Source organism: Paraburkholderia phymatum (assembly GCF_040965635.1).
GTDB classification, from domain to species: Bacteria; Pseudomonadota; Gammaproteobacteria; order Burkholderiales; family Burkholderiaceae; genus Paraburkholderia; species Paraburkholderia phymatum_B.
In genome coordinates, this window is sequence record NZ_JBFRCH010000016.1 from 77,705 (window position 1) to 101,343 (window position 23,639).

The following is a 23,639-nucleotide window of genomic DNA, read 5'->3' on the forward strand; positions in this document are numbered from 1 at the left end:
AAGTCTCCTGCCGGTTGCGATGCGACTTGCTTGTGCCTCGCGTCATCGATTGCCCGGCTATCCATGCGGTTACCGTTGTGACGACGGGTTCACAATGACAGAAGAAGAGGGGATGCACACCACCCAAATGGGTAGCCGGATAGACGCAGTGCGGACTTCACGATGCAGCGTGAAGCAGATATTGGAGATCGTGCCTGGAGCCGCCATCGATCAAGCCGCACGTCGCACAGTGAAGTGGTTGCTCGGCTCCCAAGGCAATCAAAATGCCAGCAAACAATGCCAGCGAACGCTATGCGAGCAGCAACAAGGCATCGGCGAGCGAGAGCACCGTTGTGCGTGAATCGAACGCCGTCGAAAAAAGATGATCGTGCACGACCTGGTCCGGGTCGTAGCAGCAATCCTTGACGGTGAACAGGCGGAAGTCCGCATCGCTCGCGTACGCAACCGACGACAGCACGACACCCGTCGACGCAATGCCCACCATGAGCAGTGTATCGATACCTTGTGCGCGAAGCCGCACCTGCAGGTCGGTCCCGAAGAACACGCTGGCACGATGCGCGACGATGAGCGGTTCAGTAGCCTGCTGGCCGAGTTCGGGCGCAATCCGGTCGTCGATGAAAAGACCAAGTTGCTTGATTCCCTGGCCGTTCCTGTTCAACGGACTGACTTCAGGATAGCCCGGACTAAAGTGGATCTTGGCGAAATAGATGCTGACGCATTTGGCCCGCGCAGCGTCACACAGCTTGCGCGTATTGGCGAGCAAAGTGGGCGCGACGGATGGAAACAACGCCAGGATGTCAGTCTGATAGTGCATGACCACCAGTGCAGTTTGCGCCGGAACGATTGCCGGTATCGGCATCTTCATGCCATGCGCTTCGGCGGCGCTTTTCATGCGCGGTTCACTAACTGTCGAATCGACGGGTCCGGGTTCAATGCGTGGCGACATAAGGCGACGCGATGAAGAAAGAGATGCTCGACTCTACCACGGCCATCGTGAAGCGAAATCAAGGAGCGATGCAGGCCTGCTATTCGACCGACTTCCGTCGACGCCTACCGCGTGTGCAATCTCGCCGCGACGTTGGCGAGATGATCGCGCATGCGTGCATAGGCGGCATCCGCATCGCGTTCCAGCATGCAATCGACGATCGCCTTGTGCTCTGCCGCGAAGCGTTGCCGATTGCGATCGTCGACTGTTTTTTCGCGCAACGTCGGCCGTGCGCGCACGCCGTTGATCGCTTCCATCAGCGCGATGATGGCGGGATTGCGCGTCGCCTGCGCGACCAGCAGATGGAAACGGTGATCCCACTTCTGCCACTCGTCGTCGTCGCGCGCAGTGGCGTTCTTGCGCGCGCAGTTCTCCAGTTCGGCGAGGTCCTCGGGTGACGCTTTGATCGCGGCCAGCGCGACAAAGGCCGGTTCGATGGCGAGCCGCATCTCGGCGATATCCGCGGGACTCGTGCGCGCGCCGAGTCCCGCAACCGTCGGCGCGAACCTGATCGGGCGGCTGCCCAGATACGTGCCGCGTCCTACCCCGCGCCACACACGCCCCGACGCTTCAAGCGTCGACAGCGCGGCGCGCAGTTCGCGTCGCGACAAGCCGAGCATTTCCGCCAGTTGACGTTCGGGCGGCAGCGCGTCGCCATCGCGCAACCCGTGCTTGCTGATGAAGGCATTCAATGCTTCTACGCTCATCGCATGTTTCCCTTTGTCATCTGAACCAATATCTATTGGTTCGAAGTATAGAAAGCGTTCGCGGGATTTGCAATGCCAATCGAATCCGAACTTGACACCGTATTTTTGTACGTAAACATTAAGCTAACGCGCTGGTCTGGAAAGAAAAGCAGCGAGCCATTTTTGGCGAACCAAATATCGATTGGTTCGAACAGGAGGAGTTCGATATGGGATTCACCACGCGCCCGGAACTGATCGGCACATTCGGCATGGTCGCGAGTACGCATTGGCTTGCCAGCGCGTCGGCGATGGCGGTTCTCGAGAAAGGAGGCAATGCGTTCGATGCCGCGGCTGCCGCCGGCTTCGTGCTGCAGATCGTCGAGCCGCATCTGAACGGTCCGGGCGGCGAACTGCCTGTCGTGTTCTATTCATCGCGGGAAGAGCGGGTGCGCGTGTTGTGCGGTCAAGGTGTCACGCCGGCCGCGATGTCCATCGAACGCATGAAGCAGATGGGCCTCGATGTCGTGCCCGGCACGGGCCTGCTGCCGGCCGTCGTACCCGGCGCGTTCGGCGGCTGGATGGCGCTGCTGCGCGACTACGGGCAACTGCCGCTCGCCGACGTGCTGGGCTACGCGATTGGCTACGCAAGAAATGGCTATCCGGTGATTCCGCGCATGTCCGCGTCCATTCTCGCGATACAGGAGTTCTTCAAATCGGAATGGAAGACGTCTGCCGCCGAGTGGCTGAAGGACGGCGAAGCACCGCGTCCCAATGCGCTGTTCGCGAATCCGGCCATCGCGGCCACGTACGAGCGCATTCTGAAACTCGCGTCGTCGAAACAGGATCGCGCCGAGCAATGCGAAGCCGCTCGCCATGCGTTCTATCAGGGCTTCGTCGCGGATGCGGTCGATCAGTATTTCCGCAGCACGCCCGTGCTCGATACGTCCGGCAAGCGGAATTGCGGTCTTTTGACGGGCGACGATCTCGCGCGCTGGCAGCCTTCATACGAGGACCCGACGTCGTTCGAGTACGAAGGGCTGATGGTGCACAAGACTGGGCCGTGGGGCCAGGGTCCCGTCTTCCTGCAACAGCTTGCGTTGCTGAAGGGCTTCGATCTCGCGTCGATGGACCCGACGGGTCCGGAGTTCATCCATACCGTGATCGAATGCGCGAAGCTCGCGTTCGCCGACCGCGAAGTGTTCTACGGCGATCCGAACTTCTCCGACGTGCCGCTGCCGACTCTGCTTGGCGAAGCCTATAACGACGAACGCCGCAAGCTCGTCGACGGCAAGCGCGCGTCGCTCGCGTTCCGTCCGGGCGCGATCGGCGACAGCGCCGCGCGCGCCGCGATCATCGTCGCGAATGCGGGACGCGAGCAGCCGGGCGGATTCGGGCAGGGCGAGCCGACCTTCGCGCCCTTGCCGGAACTGCGCGGCGATACAGTGCATCTCGATGTCGTCGACGGCTGGGGCAACATGGTGTCCGCGACGCCATCGGGCGGCTGGCTACAGGCATCGCCCGCCGTGCCGGGCCTTGGTTTCAACATCACGACGCGCGCGCAGATGTTCTGGCTCGAACCGGGACTGCCGTCGTCGCTCGGTCCTGGCCGCCGGCCTCGCACGACGCTTTCGCCGACGCTCGTCACGCGTGACGGCAAGCCGTATGCCGCGTTCGGTTCGCCCGGCGGCGACCAGCAGGACCAGTGGTCGCTGCAGCTTTTCCTCAAGCACGTGCACGCCGGCATGAACCTGCAGGCCGCCGTCGATTCGCCGACGTTCCAGACCGCGCACTTTCCGGGCTCCTTCTATCCGCGCGCGATGCAGCTTGGAAAGATGTCCGCCGAAGCGCGCATCCCCGAGGCGACGCTCGCCGAGTTGCGCCGCCGTGGGCACGATCTGACGGTCGCGGAGCCGTGGGCGCTTGGCCGCGTTTGCGCCGTCGGCATCCGAGACGGCCTGATGCGTGGCGCCGCGACGCCGCGTCAAATGCAGGCGTATGCGATCGGCCGTTAAACGTTCACATGTCGTAGCAGATCTTCTGGAGCGCTCTCATGTCATCCATTGCTGCCCGCCTCGAGCGGCTGCCCCTGTCGGGCTTTCACCGCAAGCTGCTCGTGATCGGCGGACTCGGCTACATGTTCGACGGACTCGATTCGTCGTCGCTGGCGTTTCTGCTGCCCGTGGTGAGCAAGCTGTGGCATCTGTCGAGCGTGCAAAGCGGGCTCGTCGCGAGCAGCACGTATATGAGGTACTTCTTCGGCGCGTTCCTGTCGGGCGTGCTCGCCGACATCATCGGCCGGCGCCGCATCATGATGTCCGCGCTTTCGATCTATTGCGTAGCGTCGTTCGCAAGCGGCATGGTCAACGACTGGCACACGTTCTTTGCGCTGCGCATCCTGGCCGGCTTCGGCTCGGGCGCCGAAGCCGTCGTCATCGCGCCGTTCCTCGCCGAGTTCATTCCGCGGCGCTATCGCGGCATGTTTTGTGGCGCGCTCGTCGGGTTCATGTCGTTCGGCTATGTGACTTCGTCGATCCTCGGCTACACGGTGATCGGCAAGTTCCCCGATGGATGGCGCTATATGGCCGTCATCACCTCGCTGCCGGTGGTCATGCTGCTGTGGTGGCGCAAGACGCTTCCTGAATCGCCGCGCTGGCTCGAAGCGCAGGGGCGTGTTCGCGAGGCGCTTTCCATCGTCGAGACGGTCGAGGCGTGGTTCGCAAAGCAAGGCATCGCACTGGCCGAGCCTTCGCTCAGCGAAACTCCGCTGGCTGTTCCAACGAAGCCGCGCGGGGCATTGGGCAACGTTGCAGCGATCTGGTCGCGCAAGCTCGCGAAAACGACGGCGGTCAGCTGGCTGATGTGGTTCTCGGTCGCGTTCGCGTACTACTCGTTCTTTTCGTGGATTCCGAGCCTGCTCGTCAAGGAAGGGCTGACGATCACGAAGAGCTTCGGCTACTCGATTGCGATCTACGGCGCGCAGATTCCGGGGTATTTCACGGCTGCGTGGCTCAATGAGAAGATCGGCCGCAAACGCGTGGTCGCGAGCTATATGCTGCTCGGCGGCGTCGCTGCGATTGCGCTCGCCTTCTCGCACACGGCGACGCAGATCATGGCGGCGGGCATCTGCCTGTCGTTCTTCATGAACGGCGCGTTCGCGGGTGTCTATGCGTACACGCCGGAGATCTTCCCGACGGCGGTGCGCACGACGGGCACGGGCAGTTCGTCTTCGTTCGGCCGCATCGGTTCGGTGAGCGCGCCGATTCTCGTCGGCTTCGTGTATCCGGCAGCGGGTTTTCTCGGCGTCTTCGGTATGACGACGGCGGTGCTTGTCGCGGGCGCATGCGTAGTGCTGGTGTTCGGCATTGAAACGCGTGGTCGCTCGCTCGAAGAGATCGAAGCGCAAGAACTCGGCGCGCGCACCGCGCCTTCGCCACTTTCGCGCGATGCGGCATCCGTCGCGGCATCGGAACAGCAGGCGGTTCCAGCGGACGTGCCGGCGCGGCCGCCAAACAGTTTTGATCACGCGAACGCAGAGGGATGAACCGCATCATGCAGCATGATTTCACGCAGCACCGCGCGCTCTCGATCGCCGATGTCTCGCTCCTTGCGCACGCGATCCGTCAGACCGAGCAGCCGAAGGCAATCTTCGAAGCGGTCGAACAGGTTGCGCAGAATGCCATCGGCTTCAGGCTCTTCACGATCATGTGCTTCGATGCCGAGCGATTCGAAGTCGAGCGGCTGCACTCGAACATGCTCGACGTGTATCCGCTGAGCGGTCGCAAGAAGAAGCACGGCAGCGTGTGGGGCGAGCACACGCTGCGCGACCTGAAGCCATTTCGCGCGACGACGCCCGATGGCATCCGCGTCGCATTCGACGATCACATGGTGTTGACGGGCATGGGGCTCGGATCGATTCTCAACATACCGGTCGCGTACAACGGACGATGCGTCGGCACGATGAACATGACGCACGTCGCAGGCTGGTACACGCAGGCGCATGAAGAGATTGGCTTGCTGCTTGCAGCGTTCATCGCGGCGCCGCTTGCGTTGCATCAGGCGGCGAGCGTGCGCACGAGTGGCGTGTCGTGAAAGGTCGAAAGTCTGCTGAAGTCGAATCCTGACTATCGTCGCAAAGGAAATTCGTCATCACGCAAAACGACACGATGCGCAACGGCCGCATCCGGCGATGGACGGTTGCGCCGCTTACAGAACAGCCTCGGCGACCAGCTGCAATGCCGGGGCGAGCTTCATATACACCTCGGGACGCTCGAGCGCGTAAGTCAGATTCCTTTGCGCGATCTGTACGTGTTCGGTCGCAAGTGCCTGTGCGCGCGTGCCTTCGCCGTGCTCCATCGCCTGCACGAGGCCGTGATGCTGCTGATGGGCCATGAAGAGCCATTGACGCCCTTCTTCGATGGCAGACTGCATCGGCAGCATCGCGCTGGCTGCGGCGAACGGCAGGCGATTGTTCATTTCGATTGCACGAATCAGCGCCGCGTTGCCAGAGCCCTCGACGATCAGCTTGTGAAAACGGTTGTTCATGTCCGTATATGCGGCGTAGTCGTCGAGATCGAGTTCTGATTTTGCGAGCAGCCGGTCGCCCGCGCGCAGGCATTCGCTCAGCGCGTTGGATAGCTGTCGCGGCACGCCATGTTCTGCAACCAGACGCGCAGCCATGCCTTCGAGGTGTCCACGCACCGCGATCGCGTCGGCGATTTCCGCGGACGTGATGCGCCGCATGACGTAGCCGCCTGCCGGAGACGGCTCGACGAGCCCTTCCTGTTCGAGCGTCGTGAGTGCCAGCCGAACGGGCGTGCGCGATGCCTTGAGTCGCTCGGCGAGCGCCACCTCGCCCAAGCGTTCGCCTGGCGCAAATTCACCCTTCAGTATCAGGTCGCGCAAGTACACCAATACGCGTTCTTGCTGGGATTCCATTTCTTCTCTCCAGTGGCGGCAGGGCCGATGCCGGGCGCTCTACGTGTCGCTGATTGTAGATCAAGCGAGCCGGTGTCACGCGTCGGTTTTAAGTGACTTTGCTTGTATGTTTTTTATTGCATGCAGAAAGTGGATAGATGGCCAAGTTGCCCCCAATATCTCGCGCTAGGGAAAGCCCTGGTAAGTTACTGAATGTGTATGAAAATCAGTAACATACACGATATATCAGATCGTTATCAGAGCCTTCCACCGAGTTAAATGTCAGATTGATTGCATACATCGCTTGAACATTTGAATTCTTGTGCCTATTCTCCATGCTCAACAGCAGCCGGTTTGCATACACAGAACCGGTTGATGCATTCAACACAACCGGAGACAAGCCATGATGAGTTCCCAGCAAAACGAGACGATCACGCGCGTCGGCCAAGGCACGCCAGCCGGCCGGTTGCTGCGCAATTACTGGCAGCCCGTTGCGCTGGTCGAGGAATTGCCCGCCACGCGTCCCGTGAAAGCCGTGCGGCTGATGGGACAAGACTTCGTCGTGTTCAAGGACGAACAGGGCCGCTACGGCATGCTGGACCGCGACTGCCCACACCGTGGCGCCGACCTCGCGGCAGGACGGCTCGAAGCAGGCGGTCTGCGCTGCGCATTCCACGGCTGGCTCTTCGACGTCAACGGAGCTTGCCTGTCGACACCCGGCGAGCCCGTCGGCAGCACGTTGTGCAAGAAGGTTCGTCAGAGCGCGTACCCGGTCGTGGAGCGCAGCGGCATCCTGTTCGCCTATATCGGCAACGGCGAGCCGCCCGCCTTCCCGAACTTCGACTGCTTCGCTGCACCGGGCGAATACACGTTCGCGTTCAAGGGCCTGTTCGAATGCAACTGGCTGCAGGCGCTCGAAGTCGGTATCGATCCCGCGCACGCGTCGTTTCTGCATCGCTTCTTTGAAGACGAAGACGTGAGCGAAAGCTATGGCAAGCAGTTTCGCGGCGCGTCGGCGGACTCGGATATGCCGATCACGAAGGTGCTGCGCGAATACGAATCGCCGGAAATTCTCGTGAGTCCCGCCGACTATGGATTGCGTCTCATCGCGAAGCGCCCGCTCGACGACACGCAGACGCATGTGCGTGTGACCAACGTCGTATTCCCGCAGGCCTTCGTGATTCCGATGAGCTCTGAGATGACGATCACGCAGTGGCACGTGCCCATCGACGACGAGAACTGCTACTGGTACGCGATTTTTACGAGCTTCGGCGCGCCGACCAACACGGAGCAGATGCGCGCGCAACGTCTGGAACTGTACGAGCTGCCGGACTACACATCACGAAAGAACAAGCGCAACCACTACGGCTTCGATTTGAAGGAGCAGTTGACCCAGACTTACACGGGAATGGGTTTTGACATCAACGTGCACGACCAGTGGGCCGTCGAATCGCAAGGCCCGATTCAGGACCGCACGCGCGAGCATCTGGGCACGACCGATAAGGGGATCATCGCGTACCGCCGTCTGCTGGTGGACGCGATCGAAAAGACGCAAGCCGGCGAGAAGACGCTGATGATGCTCGACGAACAGGAGGCCGCGCACCTGACGGGACCCGCGTCGATCGACGGCATTGGACCGGCGCAAGGTTGGGACGAGTACTGGAAGGAGTCCGACCTGAAGCGCCGCAACGCTGCTCGTTGGCCCGCGCCCAAGGCTTGAATCAGCATCCCGCAAACCAGAATGGAGCGCGCGGGCGCCTGGGCGCCGCGCGAATCGACATGTCCTTTGTAGAAACCCACGGCTTGTGGACGGGCGACCAGCATGCTGCCTACGCCGAGTTGCTGGAACGCCTCAAAAAGCGCGACGTTCAGATCGTTCGTTTTTCGTTTCCCGATCAGCATGGACTGCTGCGTGGCAAGACGCTCGTCGTCGATGAAGCGATCAAGGCGTTCAAGAGCGGCGTCACGCTCACTACCACACTGCTTGCCAAAGATACGTCGCATCGCACCGTATTTCCTGTGTACACGATGGGCGGCGGCTTCGACATGCCCGAAATGCAAGGGGCCTGCGACACGATGATGATCGCGGACCCCGAAACCTTCCGCGTATTGCCATGGGCGCCGCATACCGGCTGGGTACTGTGCGATGTCTACTTCAACAATGGCAGGCCGGTGCCGTTCGGCACGCGGCATCTGTTTCGTCGCGCGCTGGCGCAACTCGGCAATCATGGCTTCGAGTTCTGCTCCGGACTCGAAGTCGAGTTTCACGTCTTCAAGGTCGCCAGTCCGAACATGAAGCCCGAGCACGCGGGACAACCCGGCGTGCCGCCCGACATCGAACTGCTGTCGCACGGCTATCAATATTTGACGGAACTGCGCTACGACGCCGTCGACGAAGTGATGGAGATGCTGCGACGTGGAGTCGAAGGGCTCGGGTTGCCCGTGCGCTCGCTCGAAGTCGAATACGGGCCGAGCCAGTTCGAGTTTACGTTCGCGCCGACGAAGGGTGTTCGCAGCGCCGACGACATGATTCTGTTCCGCAGCGCCGTCAAGCAGATCTGCCAGCGCAACGGCTATCACGCGACTTTCATGTGTCGTCCGCGAATTCCGAATGTGGTGTCAAGCGGGTGGCATCTGCATCAATCGCTCGTGCGCGTGGCCGACGGAAAGAATGCGTTCATGCCCGCCGACGACGCCGCGCCGCTTTCGGAAAGCGGCCAGCACTATCTCGCGGGCCTGCTTGCTCATGCGCAGGGCGCGACTGCCTTGTCGACGCCGACTATCAACGGCTACCGGCGCTACCGGCCGTACTCGAACGCGCCGGACCGCGCGAACTGGGGACGCGACAACCGCGGCGTGATGCTGCGCGTGCTGGGTGGCGCGGACGACCCGGCGACGCGCATCGAGAACCGCATCGGCGAACCGACGGCAAATCCGTATCTGTATTTCGGCTCGCAGGTGCTGTCGGGACTCGACGGTCTGCGGCGCAAGCTCGCGCTTCCTCCATCGGCCGACACGCCGTACGAAACGCAAGCCGATGCACTGCCTCGCACGCTCGGCGACGCAATCGCCGCGCTGCGCACCGACGAATGTCTGCGCGAAGGCTTCGGCAGCGCGTTTATCGACTACTTCTGCAAGCTCAAGGAAGCGGAGATCGACCGCTTCAACCTGGAAGTCACCGAGTGGGAACACCGGGAGTATTTCGAAACGTTCTGATGGTGTTTCCATCGAAGGAGAGAAGTCATGCCTATCGTCACCTACATCCTGCGCGACGGTGAGCGCAGAGAAATCGATGTGCCCGCCGGCACCAGCGTGATGGAAGCCGCGATACACAACAACGTCCGTGGCATCGACGCCGAGTGCGGCGGTTGCCTGTCGTGCGCGACGTGCCATGTTTATGTCGATGCGTCGTCCACTGCGGAGATTCCATCGGCCGACGACTCCGAGCTGGAATTGCTCGATGGCGTGGCCGCCGAACGTCGTCCCGAGAGCCGGCTGAGTTGCCAGCTTGTCGTCATGCCCGCGATGCACGGTCTCGTCGTGCAGATTCCGCCGAAGCAGGGTTGACATCATGAAACGTACGCTGGCCATCGTCGGCGCGTCGTATGCGGGCGTGCAGCTCGCGGCGTCTGCGCGGGAACTCGGATTCGACGGCGATATCGTGCTGCTCGGCGATGAGCCCGACGCGCCGTATCAACGCCCGCCGCTGTCGAAGGGCTTTCTCACGGGCAGCTTCGCGGAGGAGCGTCTTCCGCTGCGTTCGCAGGCGTTCTTCGAAGAAGAGCACATTCAATGGAGGCCGTCGACGCGCGCGACGCGCATTGATCGCGAGAGAAAAGCAGTCGAATTGAACGACGGCACGCGCATCGCGTACGATCATCTCGCGCTGGCGACGGGCGCGCGCGTGCGCAAGCTCGATTGCCCGGGCGCTTCGCACGATGCCGTTCACTATCTTCGCGATCTGCGCGATGCAAGGCGGCTCGCCGGGTCCGCGCGTACGGCACGACGTGCCGTCGTGATCGGCGGCGGCTACATCGGGCTCGAGGCGGCGGCGTCGTTGCGTCAGCGCGGGCTGGAAGTCACTGTTGTCGAGACGGAGCCGCGTCTGCTCGCGCGAGTCGCGTCGCCGAGGATGTCCGACTTCGTGCAGCGCGCGCACGCCGCGCATGGCGTCTCGTTCGTCTTCGGACGCAAGGTGGTCAAGCTGCACGACACCTACGATGTGGTTTCCGTCGAACTCGACGATGGAACGCGTCTGCTTTGCGATCTCGTTGTCGTGGGCATCGGCGTGATCCCGAACACGGAGCTTGCGGCGGAATGCGGACTGAAGGTCGCGGGCGGCATCGTCGTGGATGCGTATGCGTGCACCAACGACCCGGCGATCGTGGCCGCAGGCGATTGCGTGTCGTTCGTGCCTCACTGGGCTCCCGCCGGTTCGCCGGCGTGCCGCATCGAGTCGGTGCAGAACGCAAACGATATGGCCAGAACGGCAGCCGCTTGCGTCGTCGGCCGCGCCGAGCCGTATCGCGCGCTGCCGTGGTTCTGGTCGGATCAATACGATCTGAAGCTGCAAATGGCGGGCGTGAACGCAGGCTTCACGGACTTCGCCATGCGCGGCTCTGTCGAAGACAATCGATTCTCGCTCTTTTATTTTCGCGGCGAAGCACTCATCGCAGTCGATAGCATCAACCGGCCGCAGGATCATATGCTGGCTCGCAAGCTGCTCGCAAACGGCGCGCAGATCTCACTGACGCAGGCCGGCGATCCGCAATTCGATCTGAAGACCCTTGCAAGCGGCGAACCACGCATCGCGCAAGGAGCGGCATGATGCACGACGCCAATCTGAGCCGGCCGCTGGTGGGCGTCGTGTGCGACCGCTTTTTCGTCGGCGAGCACGATCTGCATAGCGCGAAGCACAGCTATGTCCGCGCGTTGATGGCAGGCTCGCGCGTGAGCCCCGTTCTGATCCCCGCTTCTCAAGACATCGATTCGATCGAAGGGTATCTCGACGGCGTGAGCGGTTTGCTGTTTCCGGGCGGCGCGTCGAATGTCGAGGCGAGGCGCTACGGCGGGCCTGTCGATGCCGACAGGCTCGTCGATCCCGACCGCGATCACGTCGCGCTGGAACTGATGCGCGGCGCAGCCGCGCGCGGCATGCCTTTTCTCGCGATATGCAGAGGCTTCCAGGAAATGAACGTGGCCTTTGGCGGCACGTTGCTCGCCGACATCCATGCGTCGGGGCACTCGGCAGACCATCTCGAAGACCTCGATGAAGACCTTCACATTCGCTACCGATACCGGCACGACGTCGAACTCGTCGCGAAGGGTGCGTTGTCTGCGCTCGCGGGAGGGCAATGCGTACGCGTGAATTCGCTGCATCGTCAGGGCGTGGCGGCGCTCGCGCCTTCGCTGAGCGTCGAGGCGCGCGCCCCCGACGGGCTGATCGAGGCGTATCGCTTGAACGGCCACGACTTCGCGCTGGGTGTGCAGTGGCATCCGGAAGCGATGATGGAAAGCGATGCGCTATCACGCGCGCTCTTCGAAGCATTCGGCGCAAGCTGCCGCCGTTACGCCGCGTCATACGCAGCCGTTCGTCACGAGAGTTAGATCATGTCAGCAGAGCGCATCGACCTCAACCTGTTGCGCGTGTTCGACGCGATATTCGAAGACCGCAATCTCGCGCTCGCGGGCAAGCGTCTGAACCTCAGTCAGTCCGCGATCAGCCATGCGTTGGCCCGAATGCGCGACGCGCTCGGCGATGACCTGTTCGTGCGCACGGGAAGGGGCATGGAGCCGACCGTGCGCGCAATCGGCATGGCGGTGCAGGTGCGCGGGGCGCTTGCGCAAATCAGGGCCGCGCTGGGCGTGGATGCGTTCGACGCGAGTGTGGCGCGGCGCAAGTTCGTGGTGGCCGCGAACGACTACATCACGTCGCTCGTGCTGGGAAGGCTCAGTCAACGCCTGCACGCCGATGCGCCGCTGGTGGACCTGGTCGTGCGGCCGTCGACACGGCTCGATCTCGCGGGACAGATCGATGTCGGCAAGATCGATATCGCGGTCGGCATATTCGCCGATGTCCCGTCACGCTTTCGCTCGACGAAGCTCTGGGAGCAGACGGACGTCGTTCTGCTTCATCGCGACCATCCGATCGCGGACCGGCCGATCACGCGCGACGATCTGCTGTCGTATCCGCTCGTTGCGATTTCACAGGGCGGCGAGGAGGAGGGTGCCGTGGGCGGCTTTATCGTCGAGCGAGGACTGGCACGGCAATCTGAAATGTTCAATCGCGAAGCGTTCAACCGCGCCTTTGCAAACGCCGTCGGAGCGCCGCGGATGCGCATGTCCGTCGCGCATTCGCTTGCGATTCCGGCATTGCTTCGTCATAGCGACATGCTCGCATTGGTGCCGTCGTCATTGGGCCGCGAACTGGCGCGCCATGGCGAACTGAAGATGTGCGCGACGCCCTACGATTGCCCCAACGTCACCGTGTGCGCCGTCTGGCATGAGCGCAACGACATCGATCCCGCGCTGCAATGGCTGAGGCATCAACTTGCCGATGTCGCGCGCCAGGTCCGCAGCGGTTGATTCGGTCCGTTCAAGATCGATATGCAAACAATTCACTGCGCGGCAGCTTGTGCGCTGACACGCGCGAACGTCGCCGAATCGGCGAGAAATGCGCGCGTTTTCTATTCAATGCGGTTGCATCGCGAGAACGCTTCGATATTTCTCATTTCATCGTGCGCCGCGCTTTCGTAATCGCCCGGGTTGTTGGGACGAGTTGGCGATCCTAAGCTTGGCGCTCGCTGTAAATCGCGTTGTTGCGCGTAGCGGCGTTCATTGCGAACGGCGCGAACGAATCGCTTTCGACATAGGCGGGCGGGGCAGGGACCGGGCTTGCATCGGCCGCGCCGACAATTCAACTCCTTTCGATGAGGATGCAATGGAAGAGACAAGGACCGTCGATGTACAGGCGCTCATCAATGAGCACCCATTCTCCCGCTTTCAGTGGCTGGTGTTTGCGATGTGCTTCGTCATCGTGCTGATGGACGGCTTCGATACGGCGGCAATCGGTTTTATCGCGCCTTCGTTACTGTCGGAATGGCATATCGGCAAAGCGGCGCTTGCGCCCGTGCTGAGTGCAGCACTCTTTGGACTTGCTTGCGGCGCGCTGCTCTCGGGTCCGCTGTCGGACCGAATGGGGCGGCGACTCGTATTGATATCGGCTGTGCTGCTATTCGGTGTTTCGTGTTTGGGTTCGGCGTATGCGAGGGACTTGACGGAACTGACTGCGCTGCGCTTTATCACAGGCGTCGGCCTGGGCGCGGCGATGCCTAACGCCGTCACGTTGATGAGCGAGTTCTGCCCGGACGCCCGACGCGCGACCATCGTCAATCTGATGTTCTGCGGATTTCCATTGGGCGCCGCGTTCGGCGGATTTCTCGCGGCATGGATGATTCCGCAGTTCGGCTGGCGCAGCGTTCTGCTGTTCGGCGGAACGGTGCCCTTGCTGCTGACGGTGATGCTCGTGTTCATGTTGCCCGAGTCGGTCCGTTACATGGTGGCCAAAGGGCACGCCGTCCAGCGGATTCGCAAGGTACTGGTTCGGATCAGCGCACGCGCCGGTTCCGCGCAGGCGTTCATCTTGCAGGAAAGCGTGAAGCACGCGCATGGGAGCGGCGGCATACGCATCGTGCTTTCGCGTTCGTTCATCGTCGGCTCCGTGATGCTGTGGCTTTGCTACTTCATGGGTCTCGTCATCTTCTATGGACTCGTCAACTGGATGCCCGTCCTCCTCAAGGAAGCGGGAATGAGTTCGCAGCGCGCCGCGATGGTTTCCGCGCTGTTTCCGCTAGGCGGCGCCGGCACGGTGTTGTGCGGGATGCTGATGGATCGCTTCAATCCGAATCGTGTGGTCGCCGCGGCGTATGCGTTGGGTGCGATCAGTGTGTACGCGATTGGCCAGGCGATCGGCAATATCGGCTTGCTGGTATGCGCGGTGTTCGTTGCCGGCGTGCTGGTGAATACGGCGCAGGCGTCGATGCCCGCTCTCGCGGCAGCGTTCTATCCAACGGCGGGACGCGGAACGGGTGTCGCGTGGATGCTGGGGGTGGGACGATTCGGCGGGATTGCGGGTTCGTTTCTCGTCGCTGAACTGTCGAAGCAGCAGGTCAGCCTGCCAGGCATCTTCACTGTCGTGGCGATCTCAGGTGCAGTGTCGTGCGTGGCGCTGCTGATCAAACAGGCGACGAGCATCAGCACCGTAGCGTCCGAAGTGCCCGACGGCGAATCGCTCGTGCACTAGAAAATCGCGCACTAAAAAGCGAGCCTCCGACGAGGCTCGCTTTGTCGATGCCTGTTCGCATGCCGCCATTGCGTCTCAATGCATGGGCGGCGCGATGTCGTAAGCGATGCGACCCGCCGGCAGGAAGAAGAGCGCAATTACCGCGCCGCCCTTGGCCTCCGGAAAATGATGGCTGCCCGGCGCGGGCGCCGTCCAGCCGCCGTGGCACCAGCCATTCGGTCCCGCGAGCGCGGCCCCTTCGTCGAGCGGCACGACCAGATTGAATTCCCCGTACGGGTGAGCGTGATAGTCACCACGGAAGCTGCCTTCGGGATTCTTTTGCGTGTTGCCGGAACTGTCCATCAGCACGGCTGTGATGCTGAAGTAGAACGTCTCCGCGCAGGGCGCAACGAGCCGCGCGCGCCGATATCCCGGCCCGGCAATTTCGACGTCGGCGGCCCAGCCTTCTTCCACGCCTTGGGCAATGAGCCTGGAAAGATCCTTGTATAGTTCGCTGTCGACGCCGTATTTCGAGTTCAGCCACTGCTCGACGTCAGTACCTGTCGTCATGTCCTTGACCTCTTTCAGAAAAGGCAGGCAGCGCGCGACGAGTTGATCTTTGGTGCTGGTGACATCGGATTGAGACATTCACGTTCTCCTTGAATCGAATTGTCCTGATCGCTTTTACGGCAATGTCAAGATGCCATAGCGATTCCGGCTAGAGAAGCGAATTCATTTCAACAGCAGAATGCACGCGATTCATATCGCGGATGCCGGTCTTGCACGCCGGGAATGAAACCTGTTTTATCGCTTCGTTCAATATCGGATTGAATACATTTCACCGGCTATTTTCAGCCGATCTTCGAACCGGAAATTGACTCGCTTCTAGCGAATTTCTCTTCCCTCATTCGATCGTCGAAAAGATTGCCGCCTTCAACACGCAAACCCGAGCAGCAAGATTCTTGCGCAATTTCTTCGCCGCTTTGAATGCCGTCGCCGCCTCAAGGTTTTCCCCGTTGTTGCTTTTATTGTCCAACCCTAAGCTCGCCGCGATGCTTGTATCAATGACCAGATTTGGCATCCGAACTAACCAATGGCGATCTAAGGAGACTTCATGAAACACGGCACGATTGCGGCAGTGGCAGCGGGGTTGTTCAGCACTTCGGCTTTTGCACAAGGCAGTGTCACGCTGTATGGCGTCATGGACACGGGCATCGAGTACGTTTCCCACGCCAATGCGGCCGGGGATCATGTCATCCGGATGCCGGGCATCACGGGCGAAGTGCCTTCCCGTTGGGGCATGCGAGGCGCGGAAGATCTTGGCGGCGGACTCAAGGCGACCTTCGTGCTCGAAAGCGGGTTCAATCCTCGCGGCGGCGATTCCGGGCAGGGCGGCCGCCTGTTTGGACGACAGGCGTGGGTCGGGCTCGAGGGGCCGTGGGGCGCACTGACTTTCGGACGCCAGTACACGATGACGTATTGGGCGATGGCGGACTCCGATATTCTCGGACCGGACATCTACGGCATCGGGTCACTGGATGCTTTCGTGCCGAATGCACGAAGCGACAACACGGTCGTCTATAAAGGCAAGTTCTACGGCATGACGATCGGCGCATCGTGGTCCTTTGGACGCGATAGCGCGGGCACGGGCAATTCGCCGGGGCAAGGCACCTGTGCGGGGCAGGTGCCCGGCGATTCGAACCAGTGCCGCGAATGGAGCGCGATGCTCAAGTACGACGGCACGTATTTCGGCGTTGCCACCGCCTACGACGAACAGCGCGGCGGCACGAATGCGGCCGCGAACTTTTTCGACGGGGCCGCCCCTTTTCCGATTAGATCCAGCGGTGACAAGGATGCGCGCCTTCAGGCGAACGGCTATGTGAACGTGGCGGGCGTGAAGATCGGCGGGGGATGGCTGGGCCGTCGAGTGGAGTCGGGCGGAAGCGGAGGCGACGTCCGCTCCAATCTGTTCTACGTCGGCGCGCAGTACTATGTGACGCCGACGTTCGCAGTCGATGGAGAAGCGTATCGCGTCATCGTCCAGCAGCAGGATGCGCGTGCAACCATGGCGAGTTTGCGCGCGACTTACTTCCTGTCGAAGCGGACTGCCGTCTATGGCAATGTCGCGTACCTGTGGAATAGCGCGCACGCTCGCTATTCCGTCAGCGCGGGCGGCGGTGGCACGACGCCCGCGGCGGGCGTGGGGCAACTCGGCGCGATCGTGGGCGTGCGGCATTCCTTCTGATCTGGCGCGACGTGCAGAACGCCGCGATACGTCGGATACCATCGACTCGACGTATCGCGGCGGTTGACGACGGGGCACTCCGTGACCCGCCGTGCCGGTCTGCCGTATTCGACCGGTCAGGAATCGAATCCGAGGAAACTGGAAAAGCCTTGAACAGGCTCACGCGCCATATCGAGACTATTTAGCGCCGAATTCTCGTCCGCGAACCCAAGACTCATGCCGCAGACAACGTCGAAGCCCGCAGGAAATCCCAGGTGCGCCGATACGATGTCCTGATAGCGCGCGAATGAGACCTGCGGACACGTATTCAAACCGACGGCGCCCGCTGCAATCATCACGGTTTGAATAAAGATGCCGCAGTCGAGCCAGCTGTACTTGCTGAGAGAAGAATCGGCGGCGAATATCAGACCGACGGGTGCGCCGAAAAAATCGAAGTTCCTTGCCGTTGCACGAGCACGCTCCTGGATGTCCGTCTTCGAAATCCCTAGCGCGCCGTAATACGTCGCACCAAACGCTTCCTGCCTCGTTCGCATGGCTTCGGGCAACGGGTCGGGCAAGTGCCGCAATGGCGGATGGCGATCTTCGATTTGGGCTCGCCTCAATGCATCGCCAAGCGACAACTTGTCTTCTCCCGCCAATACATAGACCCGCCAGGGCTGTGTATTCGAGTTACTCGGCGCGGATCGTGCGACATCGAGAATCTGTTCGATAACGTGACGTGAGATGGCATCCGGCCTGAAGCATCTGACGGCGCGACGCGATTTGATCACTGCATCGACGATGGATGCTTTCGGATGAGAGTGGCGGTCAAGTTCCATGAGTAGATCGTGCTTGCCAGGTTCAAAGCGATGATGACATATCGAATGCATCGATCGCGGTGAAATCTGTGCAAGACGGAAATGAACTCGGCAGGGGCGGACGTAACGCGATGTGGCCGAACTGCTCGACGGCAGCCGCCCGTAGATCGAGCATCTCACCGCAAAGAACGCACGGGAGCCAGCTTACGGCTCACTCGTGCGTGCGAGCCTTCGCGTTCAGGTGGACAGAATCGTGACGAGTGCCACAGCGGAATCGCCGGCCAGTTGACCGCCGTTGTTTTCGGCAAGCGCCACCTTCGCGCCGGGGCGTTGCCGCGCGCCGGCTGTGCCGCGCAACTGCTGTGTGAGCTCGACGATCTGCGCAACGCCCGTCGCGCCTACGGGATGACCACGCGACAGCAGACCTCCGCTGGGATTGACCGACACGCGGCCGCCGATACCCGTATCGCCGGAGCGGATCAGCGCTAGCGCATCGCCGGGCGCGCACAGGCGAAGGTTTTCGTAATGGATGAGTTCAGCGGGCGCGGACGCATCGTGCAATTCGACGACATGCACATCCGATGGACCGATGCCCGCTTCTTCGTAAGCGGCATTCGCCGCGCGGACCGCGACGAGTTCGCCCGACCCGTCGGCCTTCGCGGATACGATGGAGCTCGCGCGAATGAACACAGGCCGGATGTCACGCGTTGCTGCATAGCGCTCCGAGCAGATGAACACGGCTGCGCCGCCGTCGCCGATCGACGAGCACATGAACAGTGTCAGCGGGTCGCTGACCATCCGGCTCGCCAGCACTTCTTCAACGCTCGTTTCGTTGCGGAACTGTGCGTGCGGGTTCAACGATCCCGCGTGGCGGCTCTTGACGACCACGCGAGCGAAGTCGCTTGCATCGGCGCCCGTCTCATCCATCCATTTGCGCGCTTTTGCGGCATAGAGATCCATAAAGAGCGAACCTGTGCCCGTCGTCATGCCTTCGGGCAGCGGCTCTTCGAGATCGACGGCCTTCGCGAACGCCCCGAACGAGACCGCCTTGTCCTCGTGCGTGAGTTTCTCGACGCCGACGACGAGCGCCGTTTCGCATTGCCCCGACGCAACCGAGAGCCACGCGAGATTCAGCGCCGAACTGCCGGACGCGCATGCGTTCTCGACGTTATACATCGGCTTGCCGTCGAGCCCCGTATTGCGCAACGACGATTGAGCGCGAATCATCTCCTGTCCCGTCACGACGCCTGCCGCCGCGTTGCCGAAAAACACGCGCTCGACGTCATTCACGGCGACGCCCGCATCCTTCAGTGCGAGCGACACCGCTTCCTCAGCGAGCGACTTGAGATTGCGTTCGAGAAACTTGCCAAAGGGCGTCATGCCGACGCCACCAATTACTACCTTGCGCATTGCTGCCTCCAATGATCAACATCTGAATGTCTTGCGATGACGGTGTCCCGCACGTCGCGCTCAATCGAGAGTCTTTCCGCGCGTCTCCGGCATGCGCGCGTAGACGACGAAGCCGATCGCGCATACGACCGCCACGTAGACCCACAGGTATTGCGAAAGACGGGAATTCGACATCGCGGTCACGATATAGGGCAGCGTGCCGCCAAACAGCGCTGCCGATACGGCGTAAGGCAGCGCCACGCCCGTAGCGCGCACCTGTACGGGGAACTGCTCGGCCATCACGGAAGCGCAGGTTGCGGCGAAGCCCGACGAAAGCAGCATGCCGATCGTCGCGATCACCGTCGCGCTCCAGAAGTCATGGGTCAAAAAGTGAAGGGCTGGCCATGCGAACAGCGCGGAGCCGCCCGCGAAAGCGAGCAATACGGGCTTGCGGCCGATGCGATCCGACAACATGCCGATAAACGGAATCGCGACGAGCGAAACCACAATCGAAATCACGCTTGCGCTGAACGCTTCATGCAGAGGCAGCCCGGTGCGCAGGTGGGCGAGCGTCGGGAACAGCACGAGCCAGAGATAGTTGCAGAGATTGCCGGCCATCGCTATGCCGATCACGCGCAGCGCCGCGCGGCGGTGTTCGCCGACGATCACGAGAATGGGATTGCGCTCGCGTCGATGAGCTTGCGTGGTTCTCTTGAATGCGTCGGTTTCGGCGACGGCGAGCCGAACCCACAGCGCGACGAATCCCAGCATCCCGGCGATCGCGAACGCGATTCGCCAGCCCCAGCTCGCCATGCCGACGGGGTCGATCATCGACGTCAGGAGGGAGCCGATCGACGCGGCGACGAGCACGCCCGCGTTGACAGCGAAATGCTGCCACGAGCCCGCGAAGCCACGCCGCGACGGAGCAGACGATTCGATCAGAAACGTCGATGCGGAGCCGAACTCGCCGCCCGCCGCGAATCCCTGGATGAGCCGCGCGACAACGAGCACGAGTGGCGCCGCCATGCCGATGGATTCGTAGCCGGGACATAGCGCGATCACGAGTGAGCTTCAGGCCATCAGCGCTACCGACAACGTGAGACCGTTCTTGCGGCCGCGCCGGTCGGCGAATGCGCCGAGCAGCGCGCCGCCGACCGGCCGCATCACGAAACCCACCGCGAACACGGCAAACGCGGACAGCAGCGAGACACGATCGTTGTGCGCCGGAAAGAAGTGTCGGGAGAAGAGGGGCGCGAAGGTTGCATAAATGAGCCAGTCGGTGAACTCGACGATCGTGCCGAGCGTCGCCGCTACGATGGCCTTGCGCTGGGCACGCGTGAGCGGTGTCGCCGCTGCCTCGGCAACGCCCGGAAGAGTGGTATCCATGTTGTCTCCGTGTCTCTTTGTGACGAACGCGCCGGCTATGCGACGCATGCAGTGAGTGCCTGGCTCTGCGCTTTAGCAGTGCAGATCGGTGATCCGGCCCGGCACATGAACCGATCGTAAGTTTTGCGAACGGTGCCGCGCAAACGACATTTTTTGCGCTCTCGATTGACATTTTTTGTAGCGAAGCCGCGGGCCGCGAACGTCCGCAGCGAAGCATTTTCGATTGACGCAAAGTCAATCGAAGCGGCGAAAAATGTCGTTTGAGCGTGCGTGGTGAAGCGCCCTAGCATGAGATGCACAGGCTTTCCAATTCACGGAGACATCACATGACTGCTTCAGCTCACAACCACGCCACGGAGGTCGCCATCGTCACGGGCGGCGCGAAGGGCATAGGCCTTGGCATTGCGGCGGCGCTGGCCCGCGATGGCCGGCGCGTTGCGCTTTTCGATCTCGACCGCGCAGCGCTAGATCACGCGGCAAGCACGCTGGCCGCTTCCGGCGCGGAGGTGATCGGGTTGCCCGTCGATGTCACCAATGGTGCATCCGTGAACCAGGCGGTGGACGCCGTGATCGAGCGTTTCGGCCGGATCGACGTGCTGGTGAACAATGCGGGCATCGTGCGCGACAAGCGCATCACGAAGATGAGCGATGACGACTGGGATGCCGTCATCGACGTGAATCTGAAGTCGCAGTTCCTGTGCTGCCGCGCGGTGCTCGCGCATATGATTCCCGCGCGCTGTGGACGCATCGTCAACATCTCGTCGCGCGCCTGGCTGGGCGGCGTCGGACAGTCGAACTACTCGGCGGCAAAGGGTGGCGTGGTGAGCCTCACGCGCAGCCTCGCGCTCGAATGGGCCAGTGCGGGCATCACCGTGAACGCGGTTGCGCCGGGAATCGTCGATACGCCGCTCTTTCGCACGTTCGATGCCGATCTTCAGGAGCGGCTCAAGAAGTCCGTGCCCGTGCAGCGCATCGGCACACCGGACGACATCGCGCAAGCAGTGCTGTTCTTCGCGCAACGGGAAGCCTCGTACATCACGGGGCAGACGCTCTATGTATGCGGCGGCCGGTCGCTGTCGTCGCCGAGCGTTTGACGGAGGATGCCATGACCGTTCACTACAGCGTGTCGGACCATGTGGCCGTCGTGATCCTGGACCGCCCCGAGGCGCTCAACGCGCTCGATCTCGACAGCCTGGAGGCGCTTCGCACAGCGCTTTGCACTGCGCGCGACGACGACGATGTGCGCGTGATCGTGCTCACGGGCGCGGGACACAAATCGTTTTGCGTCGGCGCCGATCTGAAGAACACCTTGCCGCCTTCGACGAACTTCGGTTCGTCGTTCGTCCGCTCGATCGACCGCGCGGCCGCCGAGGGCATCTATGTGCGGTTGATGGAACTGGGTTCGCTGCGTGTGTTCAAGCCGATGATCGCGGCGATCAACGGCTATTGCCTTGGCGGCGGGCTCGAACTGGCGTTGCAGTGCGATTTGCGGATCGCCTCGAACAATGCGGTGTTCGGCTTGCCGGAAGCCGTCGTCGCGAGCATCCCGGCCGTGTGCGGCATTCAGGCACTGCAAAAAGCGGTGCCCTCGGCGATCGCAATGAAGATGTTGCTGACGGGCGGCAAGATCGATGCGTTATACGCGGAGCGGGTGGGTCTGATATCGGACGTCGTCGAGCCCGAAGCGCTGATCGACAAGGCGCTCGAACTCGCGGGCACGATCGCGGCGAACGGCCCGCTCGCCGTGCAGATGATCAAGAAGGTGGCGCAGACGAGCAGCAACGTGCCGCTCACGCAAGCGCTCGAATTCACGGAGTTGGCATGGGGCGCGATGCGCGATTCGGAAGATCGCGTCGAAGGCCGCAAGGCGTTCGCCGAGAAGCGCAAGCCTCAATTCAAAGGGCGGTAGAGGGCGTTAAAGGGTGGAGCGTTGAACGGCGCGCAAGCGGGTCAGCCTCGTGCGTCGCCGATCGACAGCAGCCAGTTGCGGAATGCCGCCAGCTCGGGTTTCGACAGATGCTCGCGCGGGTAGACGAGGTAATACGTGAACGCGCCCTCATCGAGCACGAACGAAAAGGGCGTCACGAGCGTGCCGTCGCGCAGCTGATCGGCGACGAGCACGCGCTGCGCCATCGCGATGCCATGTCCTTGCGTTGCCGCGAAATACGCAAGGATCGAGCTTTCGTAGCTGAGCCCGCTCAACGGATTGACGCCGCGCACGCCCGCGGCGTCGAGCCATTTGGCCCAGTCCTCGCGGCGCGCCATCGAATGCAGCAGCGGCACGCCGCGCAGACTTTCCGGCGTTGCGTCGTTCAGGTCGGGATGCGCGCGCAGGAACTCGGGGCTGCACACGGGCACCAGTTCGTTCGGCACGAGCCGGTCGGAGCCGATATCGGACGAGGGCGCATGCGAAAGACGGATTGCTGCATCGACGTCCTCGGTATTGAAGTCGACGGGCTGCAGCGACGTCGTGAGGCTGACTTCGATGTCGGGGTGCTCGCGGTGAAACGTCGACAGGCGCGGCAATAGCCAGTTCATCGAGAACGTCGTGTAGCCGCGAATCTTGAGTGTGCGGCGGCGGCGCGCTTCCGTGAGATTGATCGTCGCGGTGCGCATGGTTTCGAAACCGCGCGCGACATCGGCGAGATAGCGTTCCCCCATCGGCGTCAACGCAATGGCGCGATGGCCGCGCTCGAACAGTTGTACGCCGAGCTGGTCTTCGAGCAGCTTGATCTGCCGGCTGACGGCAGCGGGCGTGACGTTGAGTTCGTTCGCGGCGAACTGCACGCTGAGCAGGCGCCCGCAGACCTCGAAGGCTCGCAGCGCGTTGAGTGATGGAAGGGTTCGCATCGAAAAATGTTAGCACGCGCGCCGCGTGGCGCGACCTGGGGAATTCGCATGGTACGGGCGCACGCGTTCGCTTCAGCAATAGTCAATCGAGTGCGAAAGAAATGTC

At 62.1% G+C, this 23,639-nt stretch carries 23 protein-coding genes; 13 read left to right on the forward strand and 10 right to left on the reverse strand.

Annotated features, from left to right (window positions below; all coding sequences use genetic code 11):
- Positions 1–289: 289 nt before the first annotated feature.
- Positions 290–892, reverse strand: coding sequence for an isochorismatase family cysteine hydrolase (locus AB4Y32_RS24450; RefSeq protein WP_368723813.1), 603 nt, complete (start codon positions 890–892; stop codon positions 290–292).
- Between the two features lie 158 nt (positions 893–1,050).
- Complete coding sequence (locus AB4Y32_RS24455) at positions 1,051–1,692, reverse strand: FadR/GntR family transcriptional regulator (protein ID WP_368723814.1); 642 nt, start codon at positions 1,690–1,692, stop codon at positions 1,051–1,053.
- A gap of 206 nt (positions 1,693–1,898) precedes the next feature.
- Here AB4Y32_RS24455 and AB4Y32_RS24460 point away from each other — a divergent pair, with 206 nt between their 5' ends.
- The 3 genes from AB4Y32_RS24460 to AB4Y32_RS24470 are packed head-to-tail and all read left to right on the forward strand — an operon-like array spanning position 1,899 to position 5,760.
- Positions 1,899–3,683, forward strand: coding sequence for a gamma-glutamyltransferase family protein (locus tag AB4Y32_RS24460; RefSeq protein WP_368723815.1), 1,785 nt, complete (start codon positions 1,899–1,901; stop codon positions 3,681–3,683).
- Positions 3,684–3,721: 38 nt separating this feature from the next.
- Positions 3,722–5,212, forward strand: coding sequence for an MFS transporter (locus AB4Y32_RS24465; RefSeq protein ID WP_368723816.1), 1,491 nt, complete (start codon positions 3,722–3,724; stop codon positions 5,210–5,212).
- A gap of 8 nt (positions 5,213–5,220) precedes the next feature.
- The gene (locus AB4Y32_RS24470; RefSeq protein ID WP_368723817.1) at positions 5,221–5,760 is read left to right on the forward strand and encodes a GAF domain-containing protein; all 540 of its coding nucleotides are present in this window, start codon (positions 5,221–5,223) and stop codon (positions 5,758–5,760) included.
- Between the two features lie 114 nt (positions 5,761–5,874).
- Here the strand turns inward: AB4Y32_RS24470 and AB4Y32_RS24475 are convergent, their stop codons facing one another.
- The gene (locus AB4Y32_RS24475) at positions 5,875–6,606 is read right to left on the reverse strand and encodes a GntR family transcriptional regulator (protein ID WP_368723818.1); all 732 of its coding nucleotides are present in this window, start codon (positions 6,604–6,606) and stop codon (positions 5,875–5,877) included.
- Positions 6,607–6,988: 382 nt separating this feature from the next.
- On the opposite strand from AB4Y32_RS24475, the gene AB4Y32_RS24480 reads away from it, so the two are divergent.
- From AB4Y32_RS24480 to AB4Y32_RS24510, 7 genes are all read left to right on the forward strand, one after another.
- Positions 6,989–8,305 carry a Rieske 2Fe-2S domain-containing protein gene (locus AB4Y32_RS24480; protein ID WP_368723819.1) on the forward strand — a complete coding sequence of 439 codons (1,317 nt, stop codon included), beginning with the start codon at positions 6,989–6,991 and terminating at the stop codon, positions 8,303–8,305.
- A gap of 59 nt (positions 8,306–8,364) precedes the next feature.
- Positions 8,365–9,801, forward strand: coding sequence for a glutamine synthetase family protein (locus AB4Y32_RS24485; RefSeq protein ID WP_368723820.1), 1,437 nt, complete (start codon positions 8,365–8,367; stop codon positions 9,799–9,801).
- 27 nt (positions 9,802–9,828) lie between these two features.
- A complete protein-coding gene (locus AB4Y32_RS24490) occupies positions 9,829–10,152 on the forward strand; it encodes a 2Fe-2S iron-sulfur cluster-binding protein (RefSeq protein ID WP_368723821.1) in 324 nt (107 codons plus the stop codon).
- 4 nt (positions 10,153–10,156) lie between these two features.
- Entirely contained in the window at positions 10,157–11,413 is a 1,257-nt protein-coding gene (locus AB4Y32_RS24495) for an NAD(P)/FAD-dependent oxidoreductase (RefSeq protein WP_368723822.1), read from the forward strand.
- Positions 11,410–12,192 carry a gamma-glutamyl-gamma-aminobutyrate hydrolase family protein gene (locus AB4Y32_RS24500; RefSeq protein ID WP_368723823.1) on the forward strand — a complete coding sequence of 261 codons (783 nt, stop codon included), beginning with the start codon at positions 11,410–11,412 and terminating at the stop codon, positions 12,190–12,192. The genes AB4Y32_RS24495 and AB4Y32_RS24500 overlap by 4 nt, the downstream gene beginning before the upstream one ends.
- A 3-nt stretch (positions 12,193–12,195) precedes the next feature.
- Complete coding sequence (locus AB4Y32_RS24505; RefSeq protein ID WP_368723824.1) at positions 12,196–13,170, forward strand: LysR substrate-binding domain-containing protein; 975 nt, start codon at positions 12,196–12,198, stop codon at positions 13,168–13,170.
- A gap of 355 nt (positions 13,171–13,525) precedes the next feature.
- The gene (locus tag AB4Y32_RS24510) at positions 13,526–14,887 is read left to right on the forward strand and encodes an MFS transporter (protein WP_368723825.1); all 1,362 of its coding nucleotides are present in this window, start codon (positions 13,526–13,528) and stop codon (positions 14,885–14,887) included.
- 75 nt (positions 14,888–14,962) lie between these two features.
- Here AB4Y32_RS24510 and AB4Y32_RS24515 read toward each other — a convergent pair whose 3' ends face one another.
- Positions 14,963–15,514 (reverse strand): 4-hydroxylaminobenzoate lyase, encoded by a 552-nt coding sequence (locus tag AB4Y32_RS24515; RefSeq protein ID WP_368723826.1) that lies wholly within the window; start codon positions 15,512–15,514, stop codon positions 14,963–14,965.
- A gap of 256 nt (positions 15,515–15,770) precedes the next feature.
- A complete protein-coding gene (locus AB4Y32_RS24520; RefSeq protein ID WP_368723827.1) occupies positions 15,771–15,947 on the reverse strand; it encodes a hypothetical protein in 177 nt (58 codons plus the stop codon).
- A 33-nt stretch (positions 15,948–15,980) separates the two neighbouring features.
- Here AB4Y32_RS24520 and AB4Y32_RS24525 point away from each other — a divergent pair, with 33 nt between their 5' ends.
- Positions 15,981–17,111, forward strand: coding sequence for a porin (locus AB4Y32_RS24525; protein ID WP_368723828.1), 1,131 nt, complete (start codon positions 15,981–15,983; stop codon positions 17,109–17,111).
- Positions 17,112–17,227: 116 nt separating this feature from the next.
- On the opposite strand, the gene AB4Y32_RS24530 is transcribed toward AB4Y32_RS24525, so the two are convergent.
- The 4 genes from AB4Y32_RS24530 to AB4Y32_RS24545 all read right to left on the reverse strand — a co-directional run bounded on the left by AB4Y32_RS24530 (position 17,228) and on the right by AB4Y32_RS24545 (position 20,683).
- Positions 17,228–17,929: a nitroreductase gene (locus AB4Y32_RS24530; RefSeq protein ID WP_368723829.1), complete on the reverse strand. Its 702-nt coding sequence runs from the start codon at positions 17,927–17,929 to the stop codon at positions 17,228–17,230.
- Positions 17,930–18,145: 216 nt separating this feature from the next.
- Positions 18,146–19,318, reverse strand: a complete 1,173-nt coding sequence (locus AB4Y32_RS24535; protein ID WP_368723830.1) for a thiolase family protein — start codon at positions 19,316–19,318, stop codon at positions 18,146–18,148.
- 60 nt (positions 19,319–19,378) lie between these two features.
- Positions 19,379–20,359, reverse strand: a complete 981-nt coding sequence (locus AB4Y32_RS24540; RefSeq protein ID WP_368723831.1) for an MFS transporter — start codon at positions 20,357–20,359, stop codon at positions 19,379–19,381.
- A 9-nt stretch (positions 20,360–20,368) separates the two neighbouring features.
- Positions 20,369–20,683, reverse strand: a complete 315-nt coding sequence (locus AB4Y32_RS24545) for a hypothetical protein (protein WP_368723832.1) — start codon at positions 20,681–20,683, stop codon at positions 20,369–20,371.
- A gap of 326 nt (positions 20,684–21,009) precedes the next feature.
- Here AB4Y32_RS24545 and AB4Y32_RS24550 point away from each other — a divergent pair, with 326 nt between their 5' ends.
- Positions 21,010–21,777, forward strand: coding sequence for an SDR family oxidoreductase (locus tag AB4Y32_RS24550; protein WP_368723833.1), 768 nt, complete (start codon positions 21,010–21,012; stop codon positions 21,775–21,777).
- Between the two features lie 11 nt (positions 21,778–21,788).
- Positions 21,789–22,592, forward strand: coding sequence for an enoyl-CoA hydratase/isomerase family protein (locus AB4Y32_RS24555; RefSeq protein ID WP_368723834.1), 804 nt, complete (start codon positions 21,789–21,791; stop codon positions 22,590–22,592).
- A gap of 41 nt (positions 22,593–22,633) precedes the next feature.
- Here the strand turns inward: AB4Y32_RS24555 and gcvA are convergent, their stop codons facing one another.
- Positions 22,634–23,533 (reverse strand): transcriptional regulator GcvA, encoded by a 900-nt coding sequence (gene gcvA / locus AB4Y32_RS24560; protein ID WP_368723835.1) that lies wholly within the window; start codon positions 23,531–23,533, stop codon positions 22,634–22,636.
- Positions 23,534–23,639 lie beyond the last annotated feature (106 nt).